At 45.0% G+C, this 16,062-nt stretch carries 12 protein-coding genes; 4 read left to right on the forward strand and 8 right to left on the reverse strand.

Annotated elements, in window-relative coordinates:
• Positions 1 to 6 precede the first annotated feature (6 nt).
• Positions 7 to 735: a class I SAM-dependent methyltransferase gene (locus OCV20_RS03350; protein WP_052878868.1), complete on the forward strand. Its 729-nt coding sequence runs from the start codon at positions 7 to 9 to the stop codon at positions 733 to 735.
• A gap of 37 nt (positions 736 to 772) precedes the next feature.
• Here OCV20_RS03350 and chrA read toward each other — a convergent pair whose 3' ends face one another.
• Complete coding sequence (gene chrA, locus OCV20_RS03355; RefSeq protein ID WP_086775610.1) at positions 773 to 1,921, reverse strand: chromate efflux transporter; 1,149 nt, start codon at positions 1,919 to 1,921, stop codon at positions 773 to 775.
• Between the two features lie 101 nt (positions 1,922 to 2,022).
• On the opposite strand from chrA, the gene OCV20_RS03360 reads away from it, so the two are divergent.
• The gene (locus tag OCV20_RS03360) at positions 2,023 to 2,949 is read left to right on the forward strand and encodes a LysR family transcriptional regulator (protein ID WP_086775609.1); all 927 of its coding nucleotides are present in this window, start codon (positions 2,023 to 2,025) and stop codon (positions 2,947 to 2,949) included.
• Positions 2,950 to 3,184: 235 nt separating this feature from the next.
• On the opposite strand, the gene OCV20_RS03365 is transcribed toward OCV20_RS03360, so the two are convergent.
• Complete coding sequence (locus tag OCV20_RS03365; protein WP_086775618.1) at positions 3,185 to 4,258, reverse strand: LacI family DNA-binding transcriptional regulator; 1,074 nt, start codon at positions 4,256 to 4,258, stop codon at positions 3,185 to 3,187.
• A 250-nt stretch (positions 4,259 to 4,508) separates the two neighbouring features.
• Here OCV20_RS03365 and OCV20_RS03370 point away from each other — a divergent pair, with 250 nt between their 5' ends.
• Positions 4,509 to 6,611, forward strand: coding sequence for an alpha-galactosidase (locus OCV20_RS03370; RefSeq protein ID WP_086775608.1), 2,103 nt, complete (start codon positions 4,509 to 4,511; stop codon positions 6,609 to 6,611).
• A 102-nt stretch (positions 6,612 to 6,713) separates the two neighbouring features.
• The gene (locus OCV20_RS03375; RefSeq protein WP_086775607.1) at positions 6,714 to 8,411 is read left to right on the forward strand and encodes a solute:sodium symporter family transporter; all 1,698 of its coding nucleotides are present in this window, start codon (positions 6,714 to 6,716) and stop codon (positions 8,409 to 8,411) included.
• 148 nt (positions 8,412 to 8,559) lie between these two features.
• Here OCV20_RS03375 and OCV20_RS03380 read toward each other — a convergent pair whose 3' ends face one another.
• The 6 genes from OCV20_RS03380 to ygjJ form a co-directional block, all read right to left on the reverse strand.
• Complete coding sequence (locus OCV20_RS03380; RefSeq protein WP_108721729.1) at positions 8,560 to 9,402, reverse strand: IS3 family transposase; 843 nt, start codon at positions 9,400 to 9,402, stop codon at positions 8,560 to 8,562.
• Entirely contained in the window at positions 9,399 to 9,908 is a 510-nt protein-coding gene (locus OCV20_RS03385; RefSeq protein WP_086774936.1) for a helix-turn-helix domain-containing protein, read from the reverse strand. Before OCV20_RS03385 ends, OCV20_RS03380 begins: the two co-directional genes overlap by 4 nt.
• Before the next feature lie 119 nt (positions 9,909 to 10,027).
• On the reverse strand, positions 10,028 to 10,330 hold the full coding sequence (locus OCV20_RS03390) for a DUF1330 domain-containing protein (protein WP_017632557.1): 303 nt from the start codon (positions 10,328 to 10,330) through the stop codon (positions 10,028 to 10,030).
• Between the two features lie 380 nt (positions 10,331 to 10,710).
• A complete protein-coding gene (locus OCV20_RS03395) occupies positions 10,711 to 12,051 on the reverse strand; it encodes an MATE family efflux transporter (protein WP_017070359.1) in 1,341 nt (446 codons plus the stop codon).
• A 391-nt stretch (positions 12,052 to 12,442) separates the two neighbouring features.
• Positions 12,443 to 14,836, reverse strand: coding sequence for an alpha-glucosidase (ygjK, locus tag OCV20_RS03400; protein ID WP_086775134.1), 2,394 nt, complete (start codon positions 14,834 to 14,836; stop codon positions 12,443 to 12,445).
• A 15-nt stretch (positions 14,837 to 14,851) separates the two neighbouring features.
• The gene (gene ygjJ, locus OCV20_RS03405) at positions 14,852 to 15,916 is read right to left on the reverse strand and encodes a protein YgjJ (RefSeq protein ID WP_050619976.1); all 1,065 of its coding nucleotides are present in this window, start codon (positions 15,914 to 15,916) and stop codon (positions 14,852 to 14,854) included.
• Positions 15,917 to 16,062 lie beyond the last annotated feature (146 nt).

Consider the following 16,062-nt stretch of genomic DNA (forward strand, 5'->3'; position numbering starts at 1 on the left):
TCAGGTATGAGAATAAGCAAGGACGAAGATAAAGAATGGCTCAACTATTTATCTCGATTCAGTGACGAATATGATGAGCGGGTTTACAGCGGAAATACAACGGGTTATGTGATGAGAGCTGGCCATGTAGCGTGCGAAAAGCCATTTGGTGAAAGTGAACACTTTTCGAGAGTGTTAGAAGTGGGATCCGGAACGGGTGAACATTTACTGCATGTTAAGCACACTTTTGATGAATATATTGTAAGTGATGGTGATGCGGCGGCGCTTGAGTTGGCCCAAAAGCAGCTCAATCATATCAACTCTTACGATAAACTTACTTTCGATGTGACCAATGCTAGGCAATTAAACTTTGAAAATAATAGCTTTGATCGAGTGATTGCAACTCATATATTGGAACATTTGTATGAGCCCCATTTAGTTATCAAAGAGTGGTTAAGAGTGTTAAAGCCCGGAGGGACTCTTTCGATTCTGATTCCTACTGATCCTGGAATAGCATGGAAGATTGGTCGGTACTGTACGACGAGGAAGCAAGGTCTGGCAAAAGGTTGGAATTACGATTATATAATGGCAAGAGAGCATGTAAATCCATGTAATAATCTAATTGCGTTCTTAAGGTACTATCTTCCTGAACATAAAAAATCATTTTGGCCGATGAGTTTTGTGCCTCTTATTGACTGCAATTTATTCTTCAATTTTCACGGGATTAAGCCTGATTCTAGTTCTGAAAAGAAGTAAGAAGCAAGCGACTCGCCCACTTCTTACTATAAATCTTTTAGACTGCTAAACCTGTCATTGCGCCAAAGACCATGAATAATCCGACAAGCCCTACAATAGGTAACTTCACGGTTTTTAATAACCACACGCCAACAATGATCAAAGCGAAGTCTATGCCGCTGCTTACTGCGCTTGTGAAGATCGGTTGATACAGAGCCGCAAGTAATAGACCGACAACCGCTGCATTTACACCCGTAAGCGCACCAGCTACCAGAGGCTTGCTTGCAATTGCCTGCCAGTTTTTCAACACACCTAATAGTAATAAGAAGCCCGGTAAGAACACCGCAATCGTTGCGAGTAGTGCGCCTGTGATCGGTGCCGATGGCATCAACACATAACCTAAGTAAGTCGCAAGTGTAAACATAGGCCCTGGTACTGCTTGCGCTGCTGCATAACCTGTTAGGAAGGCATCTTGAGACAGTTGGTCACCAATACCATTTTGTAGCAACGGAAGTACCACGTGGCCGCCACCGAATACTAAGCTACCTGCTTGGTAGAACAGGCCAAACACTTCAATACCTTGAGAGTAAGCACTGAATAGAGGCAGACCAACCAGCAAAGCAACAAAAATCACGAGCGGTGTTATAGATATCTTATGTGTTGATGGAACCGTTTTGATTTCTTGTGAGGTCAAAAACTTGCTGCCAATGATTGCGGCAAATAGAAGTACCAAGATTTGAGGCCAGATGCCTGGAATCAGTAGCAGAACAATCGCGGTAATCACACATAAGGCGGTTGCTATCTTCGATTGGCAAAAGTTCTTGTACATACCAAGGGTAGCATCAGCCACAACCACTACCGCTAATAACTTAAGCCCGTGAATGATTGAATTGAAAAGTGGTGCTTCCAATAGTTGGTTGCTGACTAACGCCAATATCAGCATCAGAATCACAGATGGGGAAGTGAAGCCGACAAATGCAGCAATAGCACCTGTTAGTCCACCTTTCTTGTAGCCAACCGCAAAGCCAACCTGACTTGAGCCTGGGCCCGGTAGGAATTGACTAAGAGCGACAATCTGCCCGTACTCTTCGTCGGACAACCAATTCAGTTTTTCAACAAAGGTTTTACGGAAGTAGCCAATGTGTGCTGCTGGTCCACCAAAGCTAATCCAGCCAAGCCAGAAAAAGGTTTTAAAAATTGAAAGCATGATCGATTCCAGATAAATGTTTAGCGTAATTTAGGTGGAGTTGAACTATGATTCAAATTAATTGTTTTAATTATAACTATGAATGAAATGGGTTGTTTGGCATGGCTGATTTTAATTGGAAAGGGATCGACCTTAACTTGTTGATTGCACTGCAGGCTTTGTATAAAACGAATAGCGTGAGTAAGGCTGCTGAGCGTTGTTATATCAGCCAATCTGCGATGAGCCATAGCTTACAAAGGCTACGAAAGTTGTTTGATGACCCTTTGTTTGAGCGTGTGGGCAGCAAGATGGAGGCAACCGACCGAGCCATTGAACTATCAAGTACCGTGGACGCGCTACTGAATACCATCCAGTCTGAAGTTCTGTTATCTAAATCGTTTGATGCAGAGACTTATAAAGGGACTTGGAAGATTGGTCTCACTGATTATGCCGAGCAGATGTTCGCTCCAATATTGTTTGACCTGATTAAGCAATCCTCTCCTTATTCCCAAGTAGCGTTGTTCAATGTAAACCGGAGTAACTACCAGCAAGTCTTTGACGATGCCAAGCTTGATATGACGATAGGCAGCTTTGGTGAGGTACCAAAGCAATATCGAACAAAGCATTTATACACGGAGCAACATGTTTGTTTACTTGATCAATCGGTTCTAACTATTGAGGAGCCGATGTCGCTAGAACAATTTGTTGCTGTCGAGCACGCGCTCGTTTCTCCGGCAGGGGCTATAAAGACGGGAGTGGACACTCGTTTAGGTGAACTAGGTTTAAGCCGGAAAGTCGCGATATCTTCCAGTAACTTTTTAACTGTTAAGCGGCTCATTCGTGGCAGAGAACTATTGTGTATTGTCCCCAAGCTAGTCGCGCGCAAGGATATGGATAGTGAAGAAACCTTACTAGCTGTGAAGCCACCAATTGATGTTCCAGATTTTGATATCCAGCTTGTTTATCGAAAGGCAAAGCATTTAGATGATAAAAATAAACTACTTAGAAAGTTGATTACTAATGCGATCTCATCTGTGATTTCCGAATAGCTTATTGTGTCGGTTAATCGTCAAATTCATATGAATTAATTTTAGAAAAATACGGTTTATTATAAGAACCCGACTATACTTAATTTACGACTCAAAGCAGTCGTAAAGAATAGGCTTTTTGATTTACCCAAGTAAAAAAATTGGTTATATCCTCATGATATAGCTTAAAAATCTACCAGGCTAAACGGACTTAGTTGGTCTTAAAAGCGCTAGCTCCCCCTAGCGCTTTTTTCTTTCAGTTGGATTCTGGTAGCAGGCTCTGAATCTTCTTCAGCAGTTTTTCGATCTCTTGTTTTTCATAATTGGCAGTCACCTTAGATTGGCTACTTTCTCTCGCAAGCAGTGTGGTTTCAATATGATGTTGTAACAAGGCATCTTGCGAATTGGCGTTGAGCTTCTCTGCAAGTCTCACCGCTTGCTGGCCTATTCTTGTGAAATCTTGTTTGATGGTTGTAAGAGGCGGATTGAAGAATGCGCTGTCTTCTATGCCATCAAAACCCACGACCGCAACCTTGTCCGGTACTGGTATTTGCAATTCTTGCAGTGCGCGTAAAACCCCTAATGCCATTTGATCACTGGCAACCAACACTGCATCAAATTGGATTTGTTTCGCAACGGCGTCTCGAACGCCAAGGTAGCCACTTTCTGCTTGCCAGTTTCCTTGATGTTGAAACTGTACCTGACAGTTTGCATCTGATAACGCGGCTAACCAACTCTGAAGACGGATTTGTGAGGCACTGGACTCATTAGGCCCGCTGATCAACAAGTATTTACTGCGACCATTTTCAATAAGATGTTGAGCCGCCAGCTTTGCGCCCTCGGCATGATCGCCGCATATATAGTTAACTTGGCTGTTAGAAGGGACATCAATGAAGATGAGGTTTAAGTGTTGATATTGTTCTACCAGCAATTCGGCGTCTGCACTCTTTAAAGGCACATTGAGAATGATGCTGTCGACCTGTTGGGCGATCAGTTCACGAATGGCTTCGCGGGTGTTGGTGAGATTTGGTTCTGATACCACAGAAAAAGCGGTGCCATACCCCATATCGTGAGCCTGCATTCGCACACCATTGGCGATCATTGCGGCGCCGTGTAAGGCCATATCGAGAGTTACTAACCCTATGCTGGTGGACTTGGAACGGCTGAGCATTTGAGCACCTTTATTTGGCACATATCCAAGCTTCTTTATCGCAGCATTCACTTTGTTTCGAGTGGATTCTGCGACATCTTGCGAGCCGTTCGTCACCCTTGATACTGTTTGAGTCGATACGCCAGCCAGCTTCGCCACATCTTTAAAAGTTACACTCATCACACCGTCCATCGAATATTCCCGTCGTTCGATGAGCTTATCCAATTTAGCGAAATGAAACTCTGCTCCCTTTCAAAAAAATGTCATTTGAAACATTAAATATGTTTCCGAAAACAGTCGATCTTGTGCAAATTTTAGTAACGAATAAGTATTTTTAGATCACGTTATTTAGCCATTTTAGTACTAAATTCAGTCTTCAAGTTCACTATTAATCTTAGTTTATGTTTACGAAAACAATGTGAGATTGGCTATGAGCGAATTTATTCATCTAACAAGTAAAAACCACAGTTTGATCATCAAATCGGGCCGTACTCCAGAGGTTCTTCACTGGGGCGCAAAGATCGCCAGTATTGATGAAGATCTTTTATTATCAACCGAGAGACCGATCTCTCAAGCACGCCTTGATGTCGATGTACCGCTTTCTCTTTGTCCTGAATTGGGTAGCGGTCATTTTAATGCGCCGGGAATAGAAGGGCATCGTGATGGTTTTGATTGGGCTCCCGTTTTTAACACCGTCCGAGTGGAAGCTCAGAATCAGCAAGCCACTTTTTTTCTAGAAGACACCGTGTCTAAGCTTGAATTGACGGTCGAAATTAAACTGGATTACGAATCTGATGTGGTTCAAAAGCGCGTCACAGTAACCAACAAAGGGGACAGTAAATACTATTTGAATAAGCTGTCATCAACGTTGCCGCTGCCAAACCATGCCAATGAATTGATGACGTTCCATGGTCGTTGGTGTCATGAGTTCCAAACGCAACGTCAGCGTTTTGAACACGGTGGCTTCATGCAAGAGAACCGTCGCGGCCGTACTTCACATGAAAACTTCCCTGGCATGTTTGCAGGAACGCAAGGTTTCTCAGAGCAGAACGGTTTGGTGTGGGGCTTCCATTTAGGTTGGAGTGGTAACCACCAAATGCGTGCTGATGTCCGCAGTGATGGCCGCCGTTTTGTTCAAGCGGGAGAGTTATTGCTAGCGGGTGAATCGATTCTAGAACCAGAGGTAGCTTACCAGACACCTTGGATCTACGGCTGTTACAGCAATTCTGGTTTGAACGGTATTGCTCAACGCTTTCAGCAGTTTGTTCGTGACAACATTATTCAATTCCCTACCGATAAATCTTGCCCAGTGCACTTGAATACTTGGGAGGGGATCTACTTTGACCATAAACCGGAATACATCATGCAAATGGCAACCGAAGCCGGCGCGATGGGTGTTGAACGATTCATTATTGATGATGGTTGGTTTATTGGTCGCGATGGTGAACGAACGGCCTTAGGCGATTGGTATCTCGATGAAGTGAAATACCCCAATGGCTTAGAACCTGTGATTGAACACGTTAACCAACAGGGGATGGAGTTCGGGTTGTGGGTTGAACCTGAGATGGTCAGCCAAGACTCAAACCTATACCGTAACCACCCTGATTGGGTCCTAGGTTTACAAGGTTATCATCAACCCTCTGGTCGTTGGCAGTATGTTTTAGACTTGCAGAATGAAGCGTGCTTTGACTATCTGTTCTCTCGCCTTGATGCGCTTCTGACTACGTATAATATCGGCTATTTAAAGTGGGATATGAACCGTGAATTAGTTCAGCCGGGCCACCAAGGTCGTGCTGCGGTACATGGTCAAACTCAAGCCTTGTATCGTCTCGTTGATCAACTGAATCAAGCACACCCTAAGGTCGAGATTGAATCTTGCTCATCAGGCGGTGGTCGTATTGATTTTGAAATCCTTAAGAGAACACATCGATTCTGGGCATCCGATTGTAACGATGCATTGGAGCGCCAAGCCATTCAAAAAGGCATGAGTTACTTCTTCCCACCAGAAGTTATGGGCGCGCACATTGGCCCTGCTGAGTGTCACTCAACCAATCGTCGTCACAGTATCAATATGCGTGGTGTCACCGCTTTGATGGGGCATATGGGCGTTGAGCTTGATCCGGTTAAAGAGTCGCAACAAGAGAAACAAGCTTTCTCTCACTACATCTCGCTGCACAAGCAGTTCCGTCATATTTTGCACTCAGGCCGCAGCTTCCGCATGGATCCTGCGGACAAAAACCAGAACATCTATGGGGTGCAGAATGATGATGAAATGCTGATCACCGTGTGTCAGTTGGCCATGCCTGAATACGCTCTGCCATCACCACTTCGTATTAGCTGCGTGGAAGACAGTGCGCTGTATCAAGTGAAGTTAGTGGAGATGCCACAAACCAGTTTCCAACTCATGAAGCAACGCCCTCAATGGTTAGATAAAACGCTGACTTTAAGCGGCGATAACCTCAAAGAGATTGGATTGACCTTACCTATTCTCGACCCAGAGTCTGCCTTGATTGTGCATCTAAAAAAGATGTGAATCTCTGACTCTGAGTACCCCTACAAATAAAAATCTAAATATAAAAATTATAATCGGCAGCGAGGTATTGCTGCCGCAATAACTCAACTTAAGGAAAACAAAATGTCTATTACCGTTCTGCTGTCATTTTTGTTATTTACTGGGTTTGTAGTCGCGTTTACCTACAACAAAGTAAAAAATGACAAAAACACCTCACAAGATGGCTTCTTTCTTGGCGGAAGAAGCTTAACCGGTGGCTTAATTGCTAGCTCACTTATCTTAACGAACTTGAGCGCAACCAGTTTCGTGGGCATGAGCGCACAATCTTATACCCACAACATGAGTGTCATGGGGTGGGAAGTGGCGTCTGGTGTCACCTTGGTGATCATCGCTTTAATGTTGGTACCTCGTTATTTGAAACAAGGCATCACCACCATTCCCGACTTCTTAGAGAGCCGCTACGACATGTCGGTGAAGAAGTTTGTGACGTTACTTTTCTTGTGCCAATACGTGATCAATATTTTGCCAACCACACTTTACGCGGGCGCCGTTGTTTTGGGTGAAATCTTCGATGTTCAGGCTCTGCTGAATATTTCAGAGTTTAGCTCAATTGCACTTATTTCGGCGACGATTGGTCTACTTGGCTTCTTTTACGCGATTTATGGTGGCCTAAAGGCGGTTGTGATTGCAGATACCATTAATGGTGTAGGCTTGATTGTCGGCGGTATGATGATCCCTGTGTTTGGTTTGATGGTACTGGGCGAAGGTAGCTTTGGTGCTGGCTTAGATATTCTGCTTTATGCCGCGCCAGAGAAGCTTCAATCTGTGGGTACAGAAAGCGATCCACTGCCGTTCTCGACATTGTTTACTGGTCTACTATTGGTGAACTTGTATTACTGGGGTACTGACCAATCCATCATTCAACGCGCATTAGGTGCTAAGAACCTGAAAGAAGGTCAGAAAGGGGTCATCCTTGCTGGTGCGATTAAGGTTATCTCTCCACTGTTCTTGATCATTCCAGGCATCATCGCTTTCCATATGTTTGGTGCTGATGCCGGTAATCCAGACACCATGTACACCCGATTAGTTAATGAAGTTTTGCCTAAGCCGCTGGTGGGTTTTTTCGTTGCGGTGATGTTTGGTGCGATTTTGAGTACCTTTAATGGTGTGTTGAACAGCTCAACGACTCTGTTTGCATTGAACGTGTATAAGCCGCTATTTGGACAAGGTAAAACAGACGAAGAGCTAGTGGGTAAAGGGCGTATTTTTGGTGTCGTGATTGCGATTATCTCGGTATGTATCGCACCATTCATCATGTACGCACCAGAAGGTCTTTTCCAATATCTACAAATGGTGGCGGGCTTCTTCAGTGTGCCAATTTTCACTATCGTGTTTGTCGGTTATATATCTAAACGTGTACCAGCTGTAGCGGCGAAAGTGGCGTTGGTGGTGTTTGTTAGCTCTTACGCAGCAATGCAGTTGGTGTTCAAAACACCGATTCACTTCCTACATCAATTAGCGATTCTGTTTGTGGTATGTACTGCTTTAATGTTCATTATTGGTCACTTTATGCCGCGTGAATCTGAGTACGTGATGCCAGTCAATGAGAATATTGATGTGACACCTTGGGCGTTCCGTTTCGAGGCTTCGGCTATCATTCTCTACATGGTATTAGGTGCTTACGTGATGTTCTCTGATGTGGGCTTTGTCTCTGATGATCCAACCATCATGCAGGTTTACGGTGTGTGTGGCATCGTGATGTTAGTCGGTATTTTTGGCCGATTAGCAAAGCGTAAGAAGGGCGTTGAAGCGGCGGTTTAGCTACTTGGTTTAATTTCCTAACCATCTGATTTAATTGTAATATGGTAAGTTTGTAGTAAAGGGTTCATCATAGGCTAATTACTATAAAGCGAATAACAAAAAGCCGCGCCATGAAATTGAAGTGACCCCGTAAAGTTGGACATTTCTGTTAAGCGGCTTTCAAGGCCTGAGTTCGATATTCTATCGGAGTCAGGCCTTTTAGTTTCACTTTTATACGTTTGGTATTGTAGTACTCGATGTATTCTTTAATCTGCTCTATCAGAGCATCTGCATCTTCAAAGCTTTGGTTGTGATACATCTCGGTTTTGAGTAAAGCAAAAAAGTTTTCAGCAACAGCATTATCCAAGCAGTTACCTTTTCTCGACATGCTTTGCGTTAACCCACTCTCCGCTACCTTTTTCTGATACTGTCGATGGCGATATTGCCAACCTTGATCGCTATGTATAATTGGCTTTGAGTTGGGTTTAAGCGTTGATATAGCTTCCGTCAGCATATCTGTGACAAGCGGCAAGCAGGCATTTTTGGCCACTCTATAAGCAACCACCTCCTGAGTAAACAAGTCGACAACGGGAGATAAGTATACTTTCTGCTCTTTGACTTTGAACTCCGTGACATCAGTTACCCACTTTTCATCGGGTTGAGTCGCACTAAAATCTCTTTCAAGAACGTTGGGAGCAGCTTTTCCTGACTCTCCTCGGTATGAACGATACTTTTTAATCCTGACCGTCGATTTAAGGTTGAGCTGAGCCATAAGCCTTTGAACCGTTTTGTGATTAAGCACGAACCCCTGATTCTTTAGTTCCAAGTGAATACGGCGGTAGCCGTATCGCCCCTTATGTTCATGATAAATTGACTTTATCAACCGCAGCTCACGTTCGTAGCTATTTTGGCGCTTGCTCGTTTGAGCCTGATAATAAAAGACACTTTTTGCCAACTGTAGAGTGTGCAGTAAGTGCTTTAATGGGTACTTGCCTTTAAGAGTTAGAGCTATGACCGCTTTTTCTTTGTTCGACGGTTTTTTTTCTGCTCCAACTCTTCCAACTTTTTTAGAACGGCATTCTCGGTTCGTAAGTAGACCAACTCCTCTTTTAGCTCCTCAAGTGTCATTTCATTATCAGGCTTAGTGGTACGTTGAGGTTGCTGTTTCATTGAGGGTCTTCCTTTCTGGCGCATTTCGAGCCCCTTGATACCGAGCTCATTAAATCGTTTAAGCCAGACAGAGAGTATTCCAGGGGATGAGAGGTTTAATACAGCGCTAGTGTGCGTGAGAGACCATTCATTCGTCCACATTAAATTCAATGCTTTTCGTTTTGTTTGAGCAGTCGCGGCATGATTAGTTGGTAAAAATGAATCAGTACCATGGATGGCAAAGACTTGAGCCCAATACCGTATCTGCCTTGAAGAAATTGAATATTGTTTTGCTAAGTAGAGAGATGACGTGCCATCTAAGTATTGCTTAGCAATGATACATTTTAGCTCTCGGCTATATTTGGACATAAAAAGACCCCCAATAATTGGTGTCCAACTATTGGGGGTCAGTTCAAATGATGGTGCGGCTTTCAATGTTTGGAAAAGGCCAGTTGAGATCTAAATATAAACCGAAATTGGACTCTCGATTACGCTAGGTCGTCTTTACCTTCGATGAGCGCATGGTGGCTAACTGAACCTGCAGTGCGTGCAGCTAAGTGTGGCACGTAACCTGGGTCATTCATGAAATCTACCGCAGCTTGTTTTGACGGCCACTCGATGATGATGCGAAGTGCAGGCTGTTCTGCGTCGCCTTCAAGGCGTTCGTGGCTAGAAGTACGCGCTAGGTATTTACCGCCGTATTGAGCAACCAGTTTATTTGCAGGGCCAATGTAATCGGCAACCCATGCATCTGTTGTTGGTGTTACTTCTAGTACTGAATAGTAAGACATAATGATGTTCTCCACGTTGTGCGCTCTGAATGAGTCTGTGCACTTTAGTTATTGGTTGTTTTAGTCGCTGTCTTGCTAACGTGTTGGCTAGCGAGTGAAATAATAGTAGTTCGAGCGAACCTGTTTGGTAATCCCTACGATTGCAGAATCTTTATATAGAAAACGTTGATAATAATATTTGAAAGTCAGTATTGTTACGTCTGTTGAAAGTAATAGTGATGTTGGATGACGATTAAGGAAGGGCTGTTTTTATCGGTGATTAGTGAAGCCTGTATAGCAATAACCTAGATAGAACATTGTAGTCAGAATATGATGAAAGGTACCTCAATCATGACAATTGAGATACCAAGCGTATTGTTTAACCTATTGTATTTATAGTTCTAAAAAGAGAATCGAGTCCATTTCTTAGCTCGCCAGCGATAGGCCATGATGATTCCACGGAACCACTCGTCCATCGCGATTGCCATCCAAGCCCCCAATACGCCATAACCCCAATGCACGCCAAGCAAATAGCTCATGGCAACCCCAATGCCCCACATGCTGAGAATACCCATTTTGATCGGGAATTTAATGTCGCCAGCAGCCTTTAGACAAGAGATAAAGATCAGGTTAAATACTCGGCCAGCTTCAAGAATGATGGAACCTGCAATCAGTGCAGCCGTTAGCGCAATGATCTCTGGATCTTGAGTGAACAGATCGAGAATTTCGAAACGGAACACATATACCATGCAGGTAATCGCGGTTGAGGCGATAAAGCCAACCACAAAGTAACGTTGCACGCGCTTGGTAATCTCGTCGATCCAACCCTTACCAATGTAATAGCCTGTTTGGATTTGGCTGCCTTGACCTATCGCCAGTGCAAACGCAAAAGAGAGGCGAGCGATGTTTTGTGCGTAAGTAAACGCAGCCAATGAAGAGGTGCCCATCTGCACGACAAAGAAGGTAATGCTGATCTGAGCCATGTTATAAGAGAGCACTTCTCCGGCGTTCATCGAGCCGATCTTAATGATTTTTTGATAGATGGCTTTCGGCACAGATTTAAACTGCTTCACTGGTAGATCAATCCCTTTACTTCTGACCACACCAATCAAGATCAACATCCCGATCACTTGGCTAATGACGGTCGCGGTCGCAACCCCTTGCACGCCGTATACAGGCAAACCAAAAGGTTGATATAAGGCACAGTAGTTACCGAATACGTTGATGACACCTGCAATCATGTTGATCACCATCGGTGACTTTGAATAGCCATGACTGCGCAAAATAGTGGTGAGAACCACACCTATGGTTACATTGAAGGTGAGAGCACCACTGATGAACAGGTATTCTTGCGCATACTGTTCGACTTGAGGTTCGAGTTGATAAAGCGGGATAAAATATTCAGCAACAAGAACGGCAATAACACTCAGTAGCACACCGGCAATAATGGCAAGAATGATACTTGCTACACCCACGTGAGCGCTCTCTTGAGTGCGGGAGGCACCGTTGTACTGAGCGATTAAAATACCCGTACCACTGCTGACCATGGTCGAGACAATGATCAGGAAAAAGGATATCTGAGAAATAACACCTACGGCAGACACGGCTTTGTCCGAGTATCCCGATAACATGAATACATCACTGGTGTTGAGTGCGGTTCTTAAAAGAACTTCGATAAAAATTGGCCAGGTGAGCGCAACGATTCCCATACGTTTGTTTAGGGTGGAATCAGCATTAGGCATTTAGGTTTTCTCAAAAAAGGGGGAGGCGACACTATAGTTTAGCGATTATTTAGTAAACGACTATCAAATTAATGTCCGGAAGGCTAATAAGGATAAATAAAATTCGAATAAGTCTTCAGAACCCAATGTTTCAGTGAGAGTGATGAAATTTTTGAGCGGAATTTCATAGCAAGAGCACTTTATATTTTTGTGAGTAACAGCTTGCCCGTGTTAGCGGAGTACAGCGAATTGAGTAAAAGGATCATGGTAGGCCAAATAGTCTAAGAGCTTGTTTGTTCGCTTATTTGGCTTCAGGTGTAAAAAAGGCACTCAGCAAGATACTGAGTGCCAAAGCCTGAAATTTATGAGGTTATGTTTTCATTGAATTCCAGAAGACAGGTATAGGTTTGATTTACTCTGCGTCAGTAAAGAAATCGTTGTACAGCATGTATAGGTGAGCTGCACTCCATGAGAAGTTTGGTGCGCCTTGCTGTTCACCGTTCAATGGGTTGTAGTTCTCACGGATAGGACCGTCTTGAACTAACCCATCGGCGTGGTCAAAGAACGCGCCTGCCATTTCAATCGCATCGTCACGGTAGCCGTAGCTGTCCATGCCTTTTAGACCGAAGTAGAATTGGTCTACCCAAACGCGTCCACGCCAGTAAATATCTGGGCCGAATGCTGGGCTAGAAAGCGCTGCTGTGCCTAGTGGAACGTAGGTATTGAACTCTTCCGTATCTTTCATCACAGAGACAACAGCATCAGCGTGACCTTGCGTTGCTGCGCCATTGAACAGTGGTGACCAACCCTCAGGGCCTTTACCACGTTCTATAATCGGTTTGCCTGCACAGCCATTGGCTAATGGTTTGTCTTCAATGCGAATGTCGTAGAAGAAGTTAGTGCCTTCGTCGAACATACAAGTGTTGATGTAGTTCGATAGGTGCTCTGCTTTTTCACGGAACTCTTTCGCTTCTGCGTCTTTACCTAGAATGTCAGCCATTTCTGCTAGGTATTTGTTATCGCTGTACATGTAGCTTGCTTGGTCAACAGATTCTTGCAGTAGCGAGTAGCCTAGCAATGTGCCGTCTTCAGCGCGGTTTTGAGCGAACTCAACATCCCAATCGCTGCGCTTACCGCCGTTTGCGACATACGCGTCTAGCTGATCTTTATCAATGAAGCCAAATGCGGCTGCATCGTCACGACCTGACTCCCAAGACGCGGCTGTTTGCGCTGGGCTTTCGATGTAATCGTAGTTGCCTTCTGCAATAACTTTATCTAATGCTGCTTGGCCTATAACTGTTTCGTGCTTATCGCCACGAACTACGGTGAAGTACATTTCACCTTCAGGTGTGTTGTGTGCTTTGTCACGTGCTGCGCCATATTCTGGAACACCGTTGCCGTTGTTATCTCGGTTGCGTAGCCACCAATCATGGTATGCCACTAGCTTTGGATACATCTCTTCTAGCCAAGCTTCGTCGCTGGTGGTCTTGTAGACTTCCATTACTGCCCATGCTGCTAGGCTTGGTTTGGTATTACGTTCGTTCCAGTTACCGCTGTCGCCGCCACGTTCTGGGCTTAGGTTGTAAGCGAGTAGGTCTGGCACGTAGCCTTCATCCCAAGGGCGAACGGCATCGTCGGCTTGGATTTGGTAAGCGAACATTGCACGGATGTTGTCTTTCGCTACGTCTGGGTTGAAGTGAGCCATTGCGTAGGCTTGTTTCCAGGTGTCCCACGGCCAAGTTTGGTTGCCCGAGAACCAACGCGCCGTTACTGATGGTGTCACAGAGTCAAACTCCATCGCACCTGCAGCGCCACGCCAGTTACCGTTTAGGGTTTCCATCGCTTTAACCGCAACACGCTCTTGCTCTGGTGTCGCGTTCGGGTTGGTTAAACCCATCTCTAGGTAGCCTTCCCAACGTTCTGCAGATGCTGCTAAGAAGTCGGTTGGGTTTGCCATGATCTTTTTGATTTCAGGCTGTTCAGCTTTCGCTTCTTCTGCCGTTAGAACATGCGAGTAAGTCGTGTAGATGGTGGTCGATGCTTCAATGTTAGCCGTTGAAGTAAACGCTAGACCATCGACTATGGTTTGTGTTGGAATCGACTTGTGAACTTGGTACTCAGACTCACCAGAAGTCAGTAGATCCCATGTCGAGCGTACCTTACCAAAGGTTACTTTTAGGCCATCGTCAGTTGCGACGATTTGACGGTCATACTCAGGGTACGTTTCAGCAATGGTTTTGTCGGTTTGTGCCACGCCCTCTTTGGCGTGGGCCTTTTCTAGTAGTTCACCATCCCATACTAATTCGACAGGGGAGTCAGTGGTGATTTTAGTTTCTAGTAGAGAGGTACGGTTTGAAGCAAAACGCATCGTCATTTCTACTGTCACATCGTCAGATTTTAGTGTCTGAACCAATGCGCCCGGCAGGCTGTAAGCTTCCATAGTGAAAGCCACTTTTTTGCCATCTTTGAACACGCTTAGGCGGTCGAAGTTATCAGCCATGAAGTTGATGTATTCTTCGGTAAGCAGTGCTGTACCAGGGAATCCGCCCATGCCTTTTGCACTGTCTGGCAATAGGTGACCGTGCCATGCGCCTAGGTCGAAGAATGGGTTAAAGCGTTGGTGGTCATCGAAGTCGTAGTCACGCATGTATTCTGGCGAGCCAGTACGGTCGATAACGTTCTTAAATTCGCTGGCTTGCAGTTGTTCTGTGTCAGAAGCTGAGCCAGAGATGGAGTTTGATGCACAACCAGTAACGACAAGGGCTGCACCGATAGCGAGAGCTGCGAATGATTTATTCAGTTTCATGATCAATTCCTGTTATTACCAGTAGAAGTATTGCATTGCGAACACTTGCGCGTCGCCGATTTCAGTGTCGCTGCCTACGCCAAAGCGGCTATCGAAAGCGGTCGCAAATGTGCCGTTGCCGTATTCGTACCAAACGCCCGCGTTGATGTAAGAGGTGATTTCTTTGTCGCCGTTGTCACCATCAAAGTTTGCGTAGTTGTAGGCTGCTGAAAGGTAAACGCCCTGAGCCGCTTCGTACCAAGCACTGGTTTGAATACCGGATTCGCTGCCAAATGATTCTTGGTTGCCTTTATCTGTGTCGTGCCAAATACGAGTCGCAAAGTTTTTGTATTCAGCACCCAATAGCAGTAGTTCACCGCCATCGTTGTTACGCACTTCACCACCACCCATTAGGGTTAAGTCGTCGGTCAGATCGTATTGGAGGTAACCGTTGACCATGGCGTTCTTATCTTTCCATTGGTCTGCAAAGTTGTCGTATTTACCGAAGTGAACCAGAGCATCGTCTTCAGAGAAGTCAGACTCTGGCGCGAAAGAAACGCTGTAGCGAAGCTTGCCTTCTAGGTTTTGGATCTTCACACCAAGGTGTACGTCTCGTGTGTTTGAGATCGCGTAACCGTATTCAACCGTAGGGTCCCCCCACCATTGAACGTCATCCAGTGAAGAGTCCATACGACCAATCATGAATTCTGTTTTATTGTCTGTGCGGTAGCCAGCGTAAAAGCGGTTAAAACCACCTTCAAAGCCGCCCCAGCCGTGGCCAGTTGCCCAAGCGTTGCCTTCGTCGTCGGCTTGCACTGTCCAGCCTTCCATGTAAGCAAGACCGAACCAATTACCGTGCTCGATAGCCAAGCCTGCTTCGATGTAAGTACCGTCTGCATAACGGCCTTTGTCATCACCTTCTAGTGCCACGTGACCACCAAGGCCAAGCTCACCATAAAAGTTAAATAGGGTTTCAGTTTCTGTTTTAGGAGGCTGAGTATCACTGTGGTTTGCTGCGGACTCTTCCGCGTGGGCAGTGGTACTTAGGGCAGCAAGAATACAGCTTGTAATAAGAGTGGTTTTAGTAAAACTACTTTTCATTTTAATCACTTCTGTGTCGGGTTATAAATGAAGGTTCGTAAGCAGTTCTGACTTCTAATATGGGGTGCTCTTCAAGGCGTATTGGTCAGGTTACTTACGATCGCAAAACCGATATTAATGATAATTTTGATGTTTAAAATTAATTC

Origin of the sequence: Vibrio coralliirubri, assembly GCF_024347375.1 — a bacterium.
Classification (GTDB): domain Bacteria; phylum Pseudomonadota; class Gammaproteobacteria; order Enterobacterales; family Vibrionaceae; genus Vibrio; species Vibrio coralliirubri.

What these genes read in the sequence shown, in the direction of transcription:
- OCV20_RS03350 (WP_052878868.1), top strand. Translation starts at nt 7, where the DNA reads ATGAGAATAAGCAAGGACGAAGATAAAGAATGGCTCAACTATTTATCT.
- chrA (WP_086775610.1), bottom strand. Translation starts at nt 1,921, where the DNA reads ATGCTTTCAATTTTTAAAACCTTTTTCTGGCTTGGCTGGATTAGCTTT.
- OCV20_RS03360 (WP_086775609.1), top strand. Translation starts at nt 2,023, where the DNA reads ATGGCTGATTTTAATTGGAAAGGGATCGACCTTAACTTGTTGATTGCA.
- OCV20_RS03365 (WP_086775618.1), bottom strand. Translation starts at nt 4,258, where the DNA reads ATGAGTGTAACTTTTAAAGATGTGGCGAAGCTGGCTGGCGTATCGACT.
- OCV20_RS03370 (WP_086775608.1), top strand. Translation starts at nt 4,509, where the DNA reads ATGAGCGAATTTATTCATCTAACAAGTAAAAACCACAGTTTGATCATC.
- OCV20_RS03375 (WP_086775607.1), top strand. Translation starts at nt 6,714, where the DNA reads ATGTCTATTACCGTTCTGCTGTCATTTTTGTTATTTACTGGGTTTGTA.
- OCV20_RS03385 (WP_086774936.1), bottom strand. Translation starts at nt 9,908, where the DNA reads ATGTCCAAATATAGCCGAGAGCTAAAATGTATCATTGCTAAGCAATAC.
- OCV20_RS03390 (WP_017632557.1), bottom strand. Translation starts at nt 10,330, where the DNA reads ATGTCTTACTATTCAGTACTAGAAGTAACACCAACAACAGATGCATGG.
- OCV20_RS03395 (WP_017070359.1), bottom strand. Translation starts at nt 12,051, where the DNA reads ATGCCTAATGCTGATTCCACCCTAAACAAACGTATGGGAATCGTTGCG.
- ygjK (WP_086775134.1), bottom strand. Translation starts at nt 14,836, where the DNA reads ATGAAACTGAATAAATCATTCGCAGCTCTCGCTATCGGTGCAGCCCTT.
- ygjJ (WP_050619976.1), bottom strand. Translation starts at nt 15,916, where the DNA reads ATGAAAAGTAGTTTTACTAAAACCACTCTTATTACAAGCTGTATTCTT.